General features: G+C 57.7%; 15 protein-coding genes. 8 read left to right on the top strand and 7 right to left on the bottom strand.

Features of this window, described 5'->3' with window-relative positions; genetic code table 11:
- Positions 1–21 precede the first annotated feature (21 nt).
- Positions 22–477: a DUF1499 domain-containing protein gene (locus AAC637_RS00540; protein ID WP_340301854.1), complete on the bottom strand. Its 456-nt coding sequence runs from the start codon at positions 475–477 to the stop codon at positions 22–24.
- A 175-nt stretch (positions 478–652) separates the two neighbouring features.
- On the opposite strand from AAC637_RS00540, the gene AAC637_RS00535 reads away from it, so the two are divergent.
- The gene (locus AAC637_RS00535) at positions 653–859 is read left to right on the top strand and encodes a cold-shock protein (RefSeq protein WP_317655813.1); all 207 of its coding nucleotides are present in this window, start codon (positions 653–655) and stop codon (positions 857–859) included.
- Between the two features lie 63 nt (positions 860–922).
- Here the strand turns inward: AAC637_RS00535 and AAC637_RS00530 are convergent, their stop codons facing one another.
- Entirely contained in the window at positions 923–1,858 is a 936-nt protein-coding gene (locus AAC637_RS00530; protein WP_340301853.1) for a hydrogen peroxide-inducible genes activator, read from the bottom strand.
- Between the two features lie 173 nt (positions 1,859–2,031).
- Here AAC637_RS00530 and katG point away from each other — a divergent pair, with 173 nt between their 5' ends.
- Positions 2,032–4,194: a catalase/peroxidase HPI gene (gene katG / locus AAC637_RS00525; protein ID WP_340301852.1), complete on the top strand. Its 2,163-nt coding sequence runs from the start codon at positions 2,032–2,034 to the stop codon at positions 4,192–4,194.
- Positions 4,195–4,285: 91 nt separating this feature from the next.
- Positions 4,286–5,467: a hypothetical protein gene (locus tag AAC637_RS00520; RefSeq protein WP_340301851.1), complete on the top strand. Its 1,182-nt coding sequence runs from the start codon at positions 4,286–4,288 to the stop codon at positions 5,465–5,467.
- Here the strand turns inward: AAC637_RS00520 and AAC637_RS00515 are convergent.
- The 5 genes from AAC637_RS00515 to AAC637_RS00495 all read right to left on the bottom strand — a co-directional run bounded on the left by AAC637_RS00515 (position 5,444) and on the right by AAC637_RS00495 (position 9,823).
- Positions 5,444–6,214: a maleate cis-trans isomerase family protein gene (locus AAC637_RS00515; protein WP_340301850.1), complete on the bottom strand. Its 771-nt coding sequence runs from the start codon at positions 6,212–6,214 to the stop codon at positions 5,444–5,446. The two genes, AAC637_RS00520 and AAC637_RS00515, sit on opposite strands and share 24 nt — an antisense overlap.
- A gap of 293 nt (positions 6,215–6,507) precedes the next feature.
- Positions 6,508–7,335 (bottom strand): sulfite exporter TauE/SafE family protein, encoded by an 828-nt coding sequence (locus AAC637_RS00510; RefSeq protein WP_340301849.1) that lies wholly within the window; start codon positions 7,333–7,335, stop codon positions 6,508–6,510.
- Positions 7,336–7,446: 111 nt separating this feature from the next.
- Positions 7,447–7,896, bottom strand: a complete 450-nt coding sequence (locus tag AAC637_RS00505; RefSeq protein WP_340301848.1) for a YtoQ family protein — start codon at positions 7,894–7,896, stop codon at positions 7,447–7,449.
- Positions 7,897–7,922: 26 nt separating this feature from the next.
- The gene (locus AAC637_RS00500; RefSeq protein WP_340301847.1) at positions 7,923–8,903 is read right to left on the bottom strand and encodes an Ldh family oxidoreductase; all 981 of its coding nucleotides are present in this window, start codon (positions 8,901–8,903) and stop codon (positions 7,923–7,925) included.
- 32 nt (positions 8,904–8,935) lie between these two features.
- Positions 8,936–9,823, bottom strand: coding sequence for a LysR family transcriptional regulator (locus tag AAC637_RS00495; protein ID WP_340301846.1), 888 nt, complete (start codon positions 9,821–9,823; stop codon positions 8,936–8,938).
- Between the two features lie 95 nt (positions 9,824–9,918).
- On the opposite strand from AAC637_RS00495, the gene AAC637_RS00490 reads away from it, so the two are divergent.
- From AAC637_RS00490 to AAC637_RS00470, 5 genes are all read left to right on the top strand, one after another.
- Positions 9,919–11,367, top strand: coding sequence for an aldehyde dehydrogenase family protein (locus AAC637_RS00490; protein WP_340301845.1), 1,449 nt, complete (start codon positions 9,919–9,921; stop codon positions 11,365–11,367).
- Positions 11,364–12,404 carry a membrane dipeptidase gene (locus tag AAC637_RS00485; RefSeq protein ID WP_340301844.1) on the top strand — a complete coding sequence of 347 codons (1,041 nt, stop codon included), beginning with the start codon at positions 11,364–11,366 and terminating at the stop codon, positions 12,402–12,404. Before AAC637_RS00490 ends, AAC637_RS00485 begins: the two co-directional genes overlap by 4 nt.
- Complete coding sequence (locus AAC637_RS00480) at positions 12,401–14,101, top strand: hypothetical protein (protein WP_340301843.1); 1,701 nt, start codon at positions 12,401–12,403, stop codon at positions 14,099–14,101. Before AAC637_RS00485 ends, AAC637_RS00480 begins: the two co-directional genes overlap by 4 nt.
- Positions 14,079–14,753 (top strand): DUF3726 domain-containing protein, encoded by a 675-nt coding sequence (locus AAC637_RS00475; protein ID WP_340301842.1) that lies wholly within the window; start codon positions 14,079–14,081, stop codon positions 14,751–14,753. The genes AAC637_RS00480 and AAC637_RS00475 overlap by 23 nt, the downstream gene beginning before the upstream one ends.
- Before the next feature lie 283 nt (positions 14,754–15,036).
- Positions 15,037–16,002 (top strand): glycine betaine ABC transporter substrate-binding protein, encoded by a 966-nt coding sequence (locus tag AAC637_RS00470; protein ID WP_340301841.1) that lies wholly within the window; start codon positions 15,037–15,039, stop codon positions 16,000–16,002.
- Positions 16,003–16,015 lie beyond the last annotated feature (13 nt).

Here is a 16,015-nt window from a genome sequence, read left to right as displayed (position 1 = left end):
GGGCGCGTCAAGCCTGATTGATCAGCGCGCGGCCTGCAACGCAGCGACCCAATCGGCCACGCGTGCCGCATTCACCCCCAAATCGCTATAACCAAAGCGCGACCGCGAGAAGATCTGAACCCGCGTCCCACCCTCATCGGTGGGATCAAGCGTTAGGCTGAGCGCGTCAGGAAAACCCATCAAACGGCTGCGATAGACATAGGTGACAAAACCATCCTCTGGTCGGCCTGCCAACAGAACGGCGCCATCGCTGGCGGCCTTCAGCGCGACATCTGCCGCCACATCCGGCAGATTGCGCGGCAACACCAAGGCCTCATCCTCCACCATTAGGGCGAAATTGGGGGTTGATGGCGGCACAGCCAAAGCGGGGCGAATATGATAGCGCATGGCATCCATTGGCATCACGCGACAGGCCACCGCCGCAAAAATTACGATGCCAAAAAGCGTTGCAGCCGATATGAACAATTTGAACAGCATCTTTTGCCCCCAACGATTTATCTTTACGCGAAGCCCATTTCATGCGACACGGGCAGGGCTAGTTATCTGATATCGCTCTTCTGTCCCTCTTTAAAGGCAACAGTGCAGCCTATCTCGCATGACGATTGCCAAGCTGCCACATGGTGTGGGCAGCATAATGACAGGAGACACGGAAATGGCCAATGGCACCGTGAAATGGTTCAATGCAACCAAAGGTTTCGGCTTCATCGCACCTGATGAAGGCGGCAAAGACGTATTCGTTCACATCTCTGGCGTTGAGCGTTCTGGCCTCAAAGGCCTCAACGACAACCAGAAAGTGACTTACGAGCTGGAAAAAGGCCGTGATGGCCGCGAAAGCGCTGTAAATATCACGCTGGTCTAAGGCATAAGCCTCATCCAGTTTGGATTGGAAAAGGTGGGCTTTGGCCCGCCTTTTTCTTTTTGGTTACGCGATTTTGGGCATAAGCCCGCCTGTCATGGCCTCGGACGCGCCCGTTTCTGCCGCCTCGCGCACCACATTGGCCAATTTGCGCAACTGATTGGAAAGCGGGCTTGTGCGCCGCCAAATAACCCCGATTTTGCGCGCAGGCGCAGGGGTGCGAAACCGCGCCAAGGCCACGCTCGCAGAGCGCGTCTCAACAGGCACAGCCATTTCAGGGATAAGCGTCACGCCAATCCCCGCCCCCACCATCTGCACAAGCGTTGACAGTGATGAGCCATTCATCACCTCGCGCGGGGTATTTGCGCCAAGCGCGCAAAAAGACAGGGCTTGGTCGCGGAAGCAATGCCCCTCCTCCAACAAAAGCAGTTTCATTTCCCGCAGGGAATTGGCATCGGGCACAGGCTTGCCCGCATCTTCGGGCGGGCGCACAAGAATGAAATCTTCTTGAAACACCTCCACCTCCTCAAAGCTGGGCTCAGATATGGGCAGGGCCACAATCGCCGCGTCCAACCGCCCTTCGGACAATTCCGAGATCAAGCGCGGGGTGATCGTTTCACGCAACGCCAAATTGGCCTGCGGGTAATACTGCCCCATCAAGCCCACCACACGGGGCAAAAGATATGGCGCAATGGTGGGGATCACACCAAGACGAAGGCGGCCCAAATCATCACCGCGCGCCGCACGCGCGCTATCGCCCAAATCGTCAACCTCGGCCAATATCCGCTGCGCACGCGCCAAGAACCCAACCCCAAACGGGGTGGGTCGCACATGGCGGGCGGCGCGTTCGAACAGGGCCAGACCCAAACCATCCTCTAAGGCTTGAATTTGCATGGACAAAGCGGGCTGCGAGATCGCGGATGCGGCGGCCGCATGTCCAAAATGACCATGCTCGGCCACCGCGACCGCATATCGCAACTGTTTCAAGGTAATATTAGCCATAACAAAACCTGATCGCTTACATCAGAAAATCAAAATTAAACTAATCGCTCACTGATGCTAAAACAAGGCTAAGCGCCGTTTGCATGCGAATCCGTGCGACGGCCCTCTGATCACCGAGAACCGCACCCCGATGATGGGGCCTGCATGAGACAACCCAAAAGGAGACTGCCCTCATGGATGGAAATAACATTGGCAAATGCCCCGTGATGCATGGCGCGCAAACCGCGCTTGGCACAACTGTTACCGATTGGTGGCCAAATGCGTTGAACCTCGACATTTTGCACCAACATGATCGCAAGACCGATCCGATGGGCGAGGCTTTTGATTACCGCAAGCAATTGGAAAAGCTCGATATTGATGCGCTGAAGAAAGACATGCACGCGCTGATGACCGACAGCCAAGATTGGTGGCCTGCAGATTGGGGCCATTATGGTGGCTTGATGATCCGCATGGCCTGGCACGCGGCGGGCAGCTATCGCACCGCTGACGGTCGCGGCGGCGGCGGCACTGGCAACCAGCGTTTCGCGCCTTTGAACTCTTGGCCCGACAACACCAACCTCGACAAAGCCCGCCGCCTGCTGTGGCCAATCAAGAAAAAATACGGAAATTCCGTATCTTGGGCGGATTTGTTTATCCTCGCAGGCAACATTTCTTATGAATCCATGGGCCTCAAAACCTTTGGCTATTCCTTTGGCCGCGCCGATATTTGGCATCCTGAAAAAGACATCTATTGGGGCGCAGAAAAAGATTGGCTGGGGTCTGAGCGTTATGCCGAAGATCGCGGGTCTGAGACATTGGAAAACCCTCTTGCGGCGGTTCAAATGGGCCTCATCTATGTGAACCCAGAAGGTGTGAATGGTCAGCCCGATCCGCTGCGCACCGCGCATGATGTGCGCGTGACCTTTGCCCGTATGGCGATGAATGACGAAGAAACCGTGGCCCTGACCGCAGGCGGTCACACAGTGGGCAAGGCGCATGGCAATGGTGATGCGGCCAATTTGGGTGCTGACCCTGAAGGTGCCGATGTGCATGAGCAGGGCCTTGGCTGGAACAACCACACCACCCGTGGCGTGGGCCGCAACACTGTCACCTCGGGCATCGAAGGTGCTTGGACCACCCACCCCACCAAATGGGATAACGGCTATTTCCATTTGCTGCTGAACTATGACTGGGAATTGAAGAAATCCCCCGCAGGGGCATGGCAATGGGAACCTGTAAACATCAAGGAAGAGGACAAGCCCGTTGATGTCGAAGACCCATCTATCCGCTACAACCCGATCATGACGGATGCGGATATGGCGATGAAGATGGATCCCGAATATCGCAAGATTTCGGAAAACTTCTATGCCGATCCTGAATATTTCTCGGAAACCTTCGCCCGCGCATGGTTCAAGCTGACCCACCGCGATATGGGGCCAAAGGCGCGTTATTTTGGGCCAGATGTGCCTGCAGAAGATTTGATCTGGCAAGACCCGATCCCTGCGGGCTCCACGACTTATGATGTGGATGCGGTCAAGGCGAAAATCGCGGCAACGGGCCTGTCCATCTCCGAGATGGTCGCGACCGCATGGGACAGCGCCCGCACCTTCCGTGGGTCTGATATGCGCGGCGGTGCCAATGGCGCGCGCATTCGTCTGGCCCCACAAAAGGATTGGGAAGGCAACGAGCCTGCCCGCCTGCAAAAGGTGCTGACCGCATTGGAACCCATCGCCGCGGAAACGGGCGCAAGCCTTGCGGATGTGATCGTTCTGGCGGGTTATGTCGGTGTCGAACAGGCGGCCAAAGCCGCAGGTGTCGAGATCACCCTGCCCTTCACGCCAGGCCGTGGTGACGCCACCCAAGAGCAAACCGATATCCACAGCTTCGAAGTGCTAGAGCCCGTCCATGACGCGTTCCGCAACTGGTTGAAAGCGGATTACACCGTGCAACCAGAGGAGCTGATGTTGGATCGTGCGCAGCTTTTGGGTCTGACAGCGCCCCAAATGACCGCATTGATTGGCGGTATGCGTGTGCTTGGCACCAACCATGGCGGCAGCGCGCATGGGGTGTTTACGGATCGTGTTGGGACATTGTCGACCGATTTCTTCGCGGCGCTGACCGACATGGCCTATAAGTGGGAACCTGCAGGGTCGAACCTCTACAACATCGTGTCTCGCAAAACAGGCGAAACAAAATGGACAGCCACCCGTGTGGATTTGGTTTTTGGCTCAAACTCAATCCTGCGCGCTTATGCCGAACTTTACGCACAAGACGATAATGCCGCGAAATTCGTGCATGATTTCGCCGCTGCGTGGACAAAGGTGATGAATGCAGACCGCTTTGACGCGGCCGCATAAAACAGGCAGGTAAGAAAAGACAGGCGCGCGCCCCAAAAGGGCGCGCGTTTTTTTCTTTTACAGAGCAGACCTGCCTGCTAGCCCTAGGCGCATGCAAACGGTACTTATATTGATCATTGCTTTGGCTGTTGCGGGTCTGTTGATCTGGCCACCCTTGGCAAAATCGACCCTCTGGCGCGCCGCAGTCACCCCGTTGGCCTCAATTATCGGCAGCGGGTTTTTGGTTCTTGGGCCCGTTTTGCACCACGCATTTGGCGCCTATGCCGCGCTTGCAATGGCCGTTTTATGTGCGCTGGCTTGGGGGTTTAGTCGGGCCATTGCTCATAATATCCTGCGATTGGCTGAAGGATCACGCAGGCCCATAGAGATCTGGCTGGATCGCGCCGCGTCATGGGCCTTGGCGTTTGCCTATATGGTATCGGTGGCCTATTACCTAAATCTGTTTGGCGCTTTTGCAGCCCGCCTGACCCCCGTGACCGACCCGCATGCCGCGCGATGGATCACCACAGCCGCGCTCGGGTTCATCGTGATCTTGGGGCTTGCTCGCGGCTTTCATGCTCTTGAACGGGTCGAACAAATCTCGGTTGGGATCAAATTGGCGGTGATCGCGGGGCTTCTTGGCGCGCTATGGTTGGCGCTTTACACAGATATGCTCGATGGGCAGGGTGTGATCCAAACCCCCGCGACAGAAACGGGCCCCGCAGCCCTGTTTTTGGTGTTTGGGCTGATTGTGACCGTGCAAGGTTTCGAAACGGTGCGGTATATGGGGGCGGAGTATGACCCCGCGTTACGGATCCGCGCCATGCATATGGCGCTGCTTATCGCCACGCTGATCTACATGGCCTATCTTCTGCCCCTCAGCCTAATCTTTACGCCCGACCCGCAAGCCGTCAGTGAAACAGCCATTATCGACATGATGGGCCGTTTGGCCCCAATCCTTGCTCCGCTTTTGATGATTGCGGCGCTGAGTGCCCAGTTCAGCGCCGCCCTGGCCGATACGGGCGGATCAGGCGGGCTGCTGGCAGAATTGACCCGCGACCGCATCGGTGCGCGCCACGGCTACGTTATTTTGGGCGCAGTCGCGCTGATCCTTACATGGGTGGGCGATGTGTTTTCAATCATCGGCTATGCCTCCCGCGCCTTTGCCTTTTATTACACGCTGCAAGCCGCGATTGCGGCGGCAGGCGCGGGCAATTGGCCAAAGCGCCTGTTCTTTTTTGCGATGGCCCTCCTGGGTGGGGCGATCACCCTATTCGGCACTTCGGTCGAATAGGGGCTCAGCCATTAAGCGCCCCACGCGCAAGGCGGGCGCAATCCCCGCCTGATGGCACATATGCCATGCCATCACTTGGTTGGACGATAGGGCAACGGCACCTGTCTCGGCCTCGATGGCATCAATGACATCTAAGGTGCGCAAATTCGTGCAGGATAAAAACACCGCCTCGGCCCCACCCCGGTGCAGCAGCGCCGTTGCCGCGCGGGTGACAGACGGGCCATCGATGAGCGCAACTGCATGTTCGCGCGCCTCGTTAAAGGTTCCAAACACGGGGCTTTTCACCCCTTGCGCCGCGACTGCGGCGCGCAGGCGGCTTGAGACCTCGGGCACATAGGGCGACAAAAACGCCAAGCGCGTGATCCCCATATGACGGCAGGCCGCCACGAGCGCCGAAAGCGGGTCGGTCACATGGGTTGCGGGGCATCCTTTGCGCAGCAATTCAGCCACCCGCCCCGCCCCGATCACCGATGTCGCCGAGGTGCAACCATATCCCAACACATCAAAGTCCAACGGGGGCGGCATCAGGGCGGCGGCATCGCTTAGATGCCCCTCCATCGCGGCAAGACTGTCTGCACTGACCGTTTCCGCACTGGGAACGCGGCTGATATAGAGGGCCACATCCTCTTGCGGCAAGATACGGCGCAGGTCGTGCTCTAGCGTTTCATCGGATTGCAACACGACCATGCCCAACACGGCACGGCGACCCAAAATAGGTGCAACAGTGTAGTCAAACACATCTTCCATGGCCAAGGGCCCCATGCGTGATCGCGATTGCCCTCTATGCTGCGGGGGTTTTGTGATAAATCATGCGCGCGCTGCGACCTCTCATGGCCTATTTGCGCCGCTTTCGCCCCTTTGGCCAAGCCATGCATGAAATGAGAAAGACCAAGATAGGATTTTCCTATCAAGTGAAATCATTCATACGCAACTCATTGTTTATGATAGGGTTTTCACTGCCACCAAGGGGCATGAAATCTGCGACCTATCCGATAGACGCGTCTTTATGCTGCGTTGCTGCTGCCCTTGGTGGCACCCAATTAACCGGTTACAATTGCGTAGACAAAGCGCAAACAGACCAACGCAAGAAAGAGGCCAAACGCCAATTCCAAATGCCGCCGCGACAGGCTATGCGCCAATTTCACCCCTAAATTCGCAGTCAGAATTGTGGTTGGCACAAACAGGATCATCCCCACGAAAGAGACATATCCGATGGCATCCATCGGTAACCCCTCTTGGCCGAGGCCCGCGATCATATAGCCAATCGCGCCGGGTACCGAGATCAAAACCCCAATCCCTGCCGATGTGGCCACCGCCTGATGAATGGGGCGGCCATGCAATGTCATGATCATATTTGAAATCTGACCCCCACCAATCCCCATCAGGGCCGACAAAAGGCCAATCAAACCCCCATAGGAATAAAGCCCGGCCCCCGTGGGCAAATCAGCGCCCAAATCCAATTTCTTTGCACCAGAGATCATCTTGATCGCATTGGCCCCCGCAACCACGACAAAAACGATCTGAAAGACGAATGGCGGTGCAAAACGGGCCAAACCCGCGCCGATCAGCACACCTGCCAGAATGGGCAGCGCCCATGATTTCAACAGCGCCTCATCCACGGCCCCACGGGCGCGGTGGCCCATGTAAGAGCGGATTGAGGTGGGAATAATGATGGCCAGTGAGGTGCCAACCGCCAACGGCATTCGCACCTCATCTGAGAGGCCCAAGAAGCCGAAGACCTCGTAAAGCACAGGCACAATCAATGCGCCACCGCCCACGCCAAACAGCCCCGCAAGAACGCCCGTCACTGCACCCGCCACAAGCAGCATCACTGCCACCATGGCGAATTCCGCCGTCATGAAATCCATCTTGTCCTTCCAGAAAATACGCACTCCCCGTCACGGGATATGCACGGCACGCGCGCCGCTTTGGCCCATTCATACGAAAGCCCCGCAGCGCTGCCAAGCGCAGATAACCCCCTAAAGGGTGCCGTCAATCACATAGGCCAGAATTTTTGCAACCTGCGCGGGCGTCTCGGTTACGGCAAGGGCCGCCGCATCAACCTCTTTGAGCGCATGTTGATGATCTGCCCCATGCATCACAATCAGCGACTTCCCCAAGGCCGCCGCATATCCCGCGTCAAAGGCCGCGTTCCATTGCTTGTATTTCTCGCCAAAGCGCACAACCACGATATCGGCATCTGCTATTGCCTTGCGGGTGCGAATGGCATTGATCTTTGCGCCCTTATGATCATGCCAGAATTTCTGATCCTCAGCCCCCAAAATAGCCCCGCCGCAATCATCACTGGCGGCGTGATCGGTCACAGGCGCAGTAAAGCGAACCGACAGGCCCGCTTCGGCACAGGCGGCGATGATCTCTTCGCGCCAAGTCGTGTGAATCTCGCCTGAAAGGTAAACTGTTAAATCCATGGGTTCTCTTCCTGTCTCGCGGCGCGTTACGCCGCCAATCCTGTAATCTTATCCCAAAGGGCCTGAGGCACATCCACCGATGTCTCCCGCACCCGCCCTTGGCCTGGAACACGCGCGCCCTCATCTTCGGCCACAGCCTCCAAAAGTCGCGTGATCCGCGCGCCGAACTGATCGCTAAATGTGCCCGCATCCATTGCCAGATAGAATTGCCCCAAACGATGCGGCGGCCCATCTGGCAATTTCAGCCCCGCCACATCGAGCGAATTGACCGATCCCGTCATCGCAGCAGCCAAGACCTCGGCCATAATGCCAAACCCCCACCCCTTATAGCCGCCCGCACTTAACAAGGCGCCTTGCAAGGCCGCTTCGGGGTCGGTTGTGGGGCGGCCTTCGGCATCCACGGCCCAACCCAAGGGGATCTCCTCCCCTGCATATTTCGCCATAGTAATTTTACCCAAAGCCACGGCTGAGGTTGAGAAATCAAAATGCACCGACAGCCCCCCCTGCCCATCAGGCACGGACATGGCGATGGGGTTGGTGCCGATGACGCGCCGCTTGCCATTTGGCGCCGCCACCACGGGCGAGGCATTGGTGAAGCCGATGCACAGCTTGCCGTTTTGCGCGATTTGCTCGGTGAAATAACCAAGCGAGGTGCAGGTATGGCTTTGCGCCACGGCCAGCATGGCCACGCCTGTTTCATCCACCAGATCGCAGAATTGATCTTTGGCCGCGGCAAAGGCGGGTTGGGCAAAACCAAGCTGCGCATCCGACAAGATCGCAGCCGCCTTGGGACGGCTGACAACGGGCATGGCCTGCCCATCAACACGCCCTGAGGCCAATTGCACACAATAGCTTTCGACATAGTGCAGGCCGCAAATCACATTGCCATAGGCCTCGGAATGGGCGGTGGCGCGGGCCACCTCCCCCGCCTGCCATGCACCCGCCCCATGGGCCACAAGCGCGGCTTTGGTCACGGTTTCAATCTCGCTGATCGCCACTTGCGCCATGGCCGCCCTCCCTGTGGTCGTTTCGTCAAAAGCTAAGGGCTTGACGCAAGGGGTGCAAGCAAGTCCCAAAATGACTGCGCAACAGGGCTAAGATGGGCGGCGCGGTTCCTTATTTTACACAGCTCACGGCGACTATGCGGATCATTAGAGGCAAAGAAGTGCAAGGCGGGGTCGGCCTCGGCCATCGCGGTTTGGGGCAAAATCGTGATCCCGATACCCGCCCGCACAAAGGCCAAAAGTGCCGTGGTATTGCGCGCCTCAATGCGGCAATCTTGCAATCCTTCGGTCACACTGGGGTGATCCACCAAATCACAAAGCGGGTTGGCAATCAGCGGCTCGTGGATCAAATCTTGCCAACCCACGCCGCGCCCCTTGGTCATCTGTGCAAATCGCCCGTCATGGCGGGCGACAATTCCCAAAGGGTCGCTCAAAATGACCTCTGCCTCAACGGATGGCGCGGCATTGGCACGCGGGGATTGCGAGATTATCCCAATATCCACCTCGCCCATCGCCACTTGCGCAATGACGCTGGCAGTGTCGCTGTCACGAATATCAAGGCGCACATCAGGGCGGGCCTGCGAAAAGGCCAAAACCGCGCGCGGCAAAAGCGTGATGGTTGCAGAAGGCACCGCCATGACCCGCACAGTTCCCGCCAAAGATCGCGCATGGCGCGCTATGGCATCAAGACTGCGGGTATAGGAATTGGTGGCGCGCCGCGCCTCCTCCAACACCAAACGCCCCAAAGGGGTGAGGCGATTTTTGCGATCCGTTTCAAAGAGGCGCGCGCCCACTTGGGCCTCAAGCTGTGATAGGGCCATCGACAGGGCCGATGGCGTGCGCCCCAATTTCTGCGCCGCAAGCGCCAAGGCCCCCTCGTCGGCCACGGCCAAAAACACGCGCAACATCTCTAACTTGATCATAATTCAGGATTCTTGAAATTTATTTCAATAATTTGAGATTGCCTGAAGTATAGCCCCCTGTCTAGGCTGAACGCGCGGTAACAAGGGACAGGTTTATGCAAGGTCAGAATTTCATCAATGGCATGTGGCGCGATGGCGTGGCGCAGATTGCGAATATCAACCCATCTGACACCAGCGATGTAATTAGACATTTTGCCCAAGCCAGCCGTGAGGACTTGACCGAAAGCTTGACCGCGGCGCGGCGCGCGCAGGCCGAATGGTGGGCCATGGGCATTGAGGCGCGGCACAATGTGCTGATGGCAATCGGCACAGAGATGATGGCACGGGCCGATGAACTGGGCGAGATGATTTCCCGCGAAGAGGGAAAACCGCGCGCTGAAGGTCGCGGTGAGGCCTATCGCGCAGGGCAGTTCTTTACCTATTTCGCAGCAGAGGCGCTGCGCAATCAAGGCGACCATGCCGAAAGCGTGCGCGGCGGCATAGAGGTGGATGTGCGCCACGAACCGGTAGGCGTTGTGGCAATTATCAGCCCCTGGAATTTTCCAATTGCAACGCCCGCGTGGAAAATCGCGCCTGCATTGGCCTTTGGCAATGCCGTGATCTGGAAGCCTGCCAACCTGACCCCTGCAAGCGCCGTGATGCTGACCGAGATCATCGCTCGCCAAAACATTCCCAACGGCCTGTTCAACTTGGTTATGGGCGCAGGGGGCACGATTGGGCAGGCTTTGGTAGAAAGTGCCGCGGTGGATGCCATCAGCTTTACAGGCTCGGTTCCCGTGGGCCGCGCCATCGCCGCATCGGCCATTCCCAATATGACCAAGCTGCAAATGGAAATGGGATCAAAGAACCCTATGCTGGTGATGGAGGATTGCGACCTTGATCTGGCTGTGGCCCATAGTGTGAATGCGGCTTTCGGGGGCACGGGTCAAAAATGCACCTCCGCCTCGCGTTTGATTGTGCATGAGAATATCCACGATGCTTTTGTCGATAAATTGGTCGCGGCCACAAATAAGCTCGTGGTTGGCCCCGCCCTAGACGGCGCCACGCAAATTGGCCCTGTGGTGAGCGAAGCCCAGCTTAACAGCAATCTTGATTATATCGCCCTCGGTCAATCCGAAGGGGCCGAGCTTCTTTGTGGCGGAACCCGCGCTGAGGCGGAAACCACAGGCTATTTCATGCGCCCTGCAGTCTTTGCCAAGACCCGCAATGACATGCGGATTAATCGCGAAGAAATGTTTGCCCCCATCACATCGGTGATTAAGGTGGGCAGCTACGCCGAAGGGCTAGACGTTGCCAATGACAGCGAATTTGGCCTCACCGCAGGGATCATGACCAAAAGCCTTGCCCGCGCCGCCCATTTCCGCGCGCACATGCGGGCGGGCTGCGTGATGGTGAACCTTCCCACCGCAGGCACAGATTACCATGTGCCTTTCGGGGGGCGGGGAGCATCCTCCTACGGGCCACGCGAACAAGGCCGCTATGCCGCAGAGTTTTACACGACCGTCAAAACCTCTTACCTTGGGGTCACGGGGGATTTGGAATGAGTGAAACAGGTGCGATGCATCCCATGCAGAACCCGCTGATTGACGGGCTGCAATATGCCAATTGGTCGGAAAAAGTCTTTCGCCAGATGCGCGAAGGCGGGGTGGATGCGGTGCATGCCACCATCACCTATCACGAAAATTTCCGTGAAACGGTTCTGAATATCGAAAAATGGAACCGCTGGTTCGAAACCTATCCAGACCTGATCTTTCAAGGCTTTGATGCACGCGATATTGCCCGCGCGCGCGCCTCAGGGCGCACGGCAATTTTCTTTGGCTCGCAAAACCCCTCCTGTATCGAAGATGACATTGGGTTGGTCGAGGTGCTGCATCGCTTGGGTCTGCGGTTCATGCAATTGACCTATAACAACCAATCCCTGCTTGCCACGGGCTGCTATGAGGCCGAGGATACAGGCCTCACCCGCATGGGGCGCGAGGTGGTGGCCGAGATGAACCGCGTGGGTCTGGTGATCGACATGAGCCATTCGGGCGAACGCTCGACCTTTGAGGCGATGGAACACTCCACCCGCCCGATTGCAATCACCCATGCAAATCTAGCCAGTTGGCACCCTGCCTTGCGCAATAAATCCGATGATCTCTTGCGCGCGCTTGGCCAGTCGGGGGGGATGCTTGGTTTTTCGATCTATCCCCATCACCTGAAGGGCGGGTCTGCCTGCAGCTTGCAAAGTTTCTGCGACATGGTTGCGCGGGCCGCCGATTTGATGGGTGTTTCGCAGATCGGCATTGGAACGGATCTATGCCAAGATCAACCCGACAGCGTGGTCGAATGGATGCGGGTCGGGCGTTGGACGAAAAATATCGACTATGGCGAAGGCAGTGCCGCGCAGGCGGGGTTCCCGCCGATGCCTGATTTCTTTGCCGACAATCATGATTTTGGCCGTTTGGCCGCAGGCCTGCGCGCGGCGGGGTTTGACGCGGGCAATGTCGCGGCAATCATGGGTGGAAATTGGCAGCGCTTTTTTGGCGAAAGTTTTACCCCCGCTGTGCAGGTTGCCCCCAATACAAAGGCTGCGCAATGATGGATCGGGCGGCGCCCCATATCATGGGCCTTGCGCCGATTGCGTTGCGGGCGCCTGATACGGTCATGCGCCTCGCGCGGATGGGATCAGCCCACCCCACGCGGCTGTCATTTCTGCGCATCTTGCTGCGCCGCATTGAAACCGAAGGGTGGCGGTTTGAGCGGCGTATCTTTGATCTTGACGAAAACGGTGTTGGCTATGCCGTCTATTGCCTGCACGGGCTTAAGCGCAGTTATAGCCTTGTGGCCTTTGCCCATGATCTGCCCGCAGATCAACGCTCGGATCGGGTGATTGCGACTGCGTGGGATGCCACCTTTACCCTCTTTGATGGTATCCCCACCGCAGATGATATCACGCGGCTAAGCGCCAATGTACCCCTGCAAGAGGCAGGGCGCATCAGCCCGCGGGAATTATCCCTCAGCCGCGCCAATCGGTCGGTCAGGTTATTTGATCATGTTGTGGCCCGCTTGGCCACGGGCCAACAGCCAGAACGCGATGCGCTTGATGAGGTGGGCTATTTGATGCGCACAACCGCCGTTTATGGCTCGTCCAAATTCGGGTCGGCGGAAAATGCCGATATTGCCACGCGGCCAGAATTATGCGCGCCGTTCCAAGCCGAGATGATGTCGGTTTGGCTGACCCGCAGCTTTACCATCGACCTTGTCAATCATCTGGCCCACGCCAAAGGCGGGGCAGAGGCCACAACGCTCGCGCCCGCATTGGCCCGCAGTCTTGGGGTGGGAAATTCTACAGGTCTTGGCATGGCCCCGTTCTTAGTCCGTCACCCTGCCCTTTTGGACGCATGGGTGCGGGTACGCGAAACGGCGCTTGCACGGGTGCGCGGTCAAAGACGGATGTCAGAGGCAGATTTGCGCGCGCTGATCGCGGGCTGCGAGGCTGCGCGCGACACGGGCGCGACATGGCGTTCAAATCACCCTGTGCAACTGGCCAAATTGGCAGATCTGCAGGGGGATTTGGAAAAGCTCCATCATCATCTCACCACAGGCCGCGGACATTGCGCGAAAGACCTGCCATGGAATGCGATATGGCACTGGGGGGAAGCGCATCTAAGCCTTGAGGGGCAAGAAATGCTCTTGTCGATCCTGCTTGAACCCTGCGGCGCGCTGATTGACGATTTGGAAATGTCGCTGCGCGCAGACGAGCCACCCGCCCCCCCGATTGAGGGGCAAGCGCGGCTTGGCGATCTGCGCCGCGCGATTGAGGGCCGTTACGACTGGGCCTTGTCCTATGATTTCTCAACCCAAGAAGCACGAGCGCGGTTCTGGTATGTCTCGGAAGAAAAGCTTGAACCCCGCCTCGGTGCGCGCTTCGAGGAAGAGGGCGCAACCCGTGAAGCCCCGCTTGGCATCGCCTATTTGATCCGTCAGGCCTATGACGCGATGGCCGCCTACCCTGATGCCACGCCCGCCTATGCGTTTCTTTTGGCCCATCCCGAACACCGCCAAATTCTGCGCCGCCTACAATGGTTGGCGGGGCGCGATTATGGCGAGATTCGCGAAAACCTCATCGGCGCTGACATCCTGCCCATTGACATGATGCGCTATAAGCTGGCCTTTTTTGGGGCCAATCACTTTGATCCGCGCTCGGATAAATGGCTGCGCATCAGCCTCTTTGCGGGGCAAGTTTTCCCTGAACATATCTGCGCACCCGCGCATGGGGGAGCAGATGCAGCTTAGCGCGGGGGAATGGGCGAGCTTAGGCATTAGGGCCGCGCGCGGCGCGGGCTATTCTTGGGGCTTGGCCGAGGAATTCGGCGCAAGTTTGGCGGTCTTAGCGCAATGGGGCATCAACGGCGCGGGCCCTGCCCTTGCGTTATGTGCCGCGCAGGCGGTTTTGGGTCTGCCGCAAATCACCGAGATTGACGGGGGCGTTTGGGGGCAATCTGGCGCGCCGCTTTGCCCTGTCGCAACGGGCGCGCTGATTTGTGATCTAGGCACGAGCCCGCAAAGCCTTTTTGGCCCAAACCCCGTGACGCTTGCCACTGTGGCCGATCCGCTGATGCTGCTGCCGCTAGTGGATGGGCTGGCTGCGCGCGCAGGCCGCGCGGTGCAAATTACAACACCCAAAGCCGCGCTTGTTTTTGGCGGGCTTGTCCCTTTGGCTGCGCGCGACATCACCGAATTTGCGGATCACGCGCGCGATTGCACCGTGACCCTCTGGGCCAAACCAAGCCCCTATGGCGCATCTGTGTTACGCGCCCCCCATCCCCCCAAAATCACGCCAGAGGCCTACGCAAGCCTTGATCGCTTTGCGCTCGCGACAACCGTGCCCGCCACGGCGCAATCGCGCGAGACGGGCGCAGGGGCGGGCTTGAGCGACAATGATTGATCAGAAGGCTACCAAACAGCCCACCGCGGAGGTGGCAAAAAGACCAAGACGCTCTTGCCAAAAGTATTCAGTTTGCACGAAAATTTCAGCCTCACATGGTTGATCCTCGTGTCGAGACCGGCATGCTAACCCCATGCCAGAAATCGGGTTCGGCGCTGATCTTGCGCCGAGGTCGGACACTAAAACCGAGAATGTCGCAATTGCGTGCAAAATGTCGGTTGAAGAACCTGAAAACCTACAAGTTCGTTGTGAACTTGAAACACCATCTGGGAGGTAATTAAAGATGAAGAAGTTTGCTTATACATCCGTGGCGGCCCTCATGCTGTCCACAAGCGGCGCATCTGCCTGTGGTCAGGTCAGCGTTGGCGCAATGGGTTGGGCCTCGGGCGAGGCCTTGGCGGCGCTGACGGGCTTTGTCCTCGAGCAAGGCTATGGCTGCGAAGTAACCATCGTGCCAACAGACACCGTGCCTGCGGTGACATCTTTGGCCGAAAATGGTCAGCCGGACATTGTTCCCGAGGTTTGGGTAAACTCAGCCACTGTGTATGCTGGTCTTGAAGCTGAGGGTAAAGTCATCACAGCCTCGAACACATTCTCAAACGGTGGAGAAGAAGGTTGGTGGGTTTCCACCGCGGCTGTTGAAGCTAATCCGGAACTTGCCACGATCGAAGGTGTCTTGGCCAATGCCGAATTGGTCGGTGGGCGCTTTAACAATTGCCCCGTTGGTTGGGGCTGCCGCATCGTGAACGATGCGTTGAAAGTTGTATTTGATCTTGAAGGAAACGGGATCGAAGTATTTGATCACGGCTCCGGCGCAAACCTCGCTGCATCAATCGCAGCAGCAGACGAAGCTGGCGAACCGTGGTTCGGCTATTACTGGGGCCCGACTGCAATTTTGGGGAAATATGATCTGACCAAGGTGGACCTTGGTCCAATTGACGGGGCTCAACATGCAATCAATCAAAACGCGGACGCAGACCCTGCCACTTGGGGGCCATCAGATTTCCCTGCTGCAACCGTTGTTAACGCTGTCACTGCAGATTTGGCCGAACGTGAGCCAGACGTTGCCAATTTTATGCGTAATATGGAAATGCCCAATAACATTGTCAGCTCGATGCTAGCATGGGCAGAAGAAAATGGCGCGTCTGCTGATGAAGCTGCAGCCTGGGTTTTGACCAACCACAGCGACATGATCCTGGACTGGATGTCAGAGGATGCAGCTACGCGCGTTTCAGCACTTCTGCAATAATCCAAAACCAATG

The organism is Roseobacter sp. HKCCD7870, from assembly GCF_037830315.1.
Lineage (GTDB): Bacteria > Pseudomonadota > Alphaproteobacteria > Rhodobacterales > Rhodobacteraceae > M30B80.
This window is presented reverse-complemented; position numbering and strand designations above follow the sequence as displayed.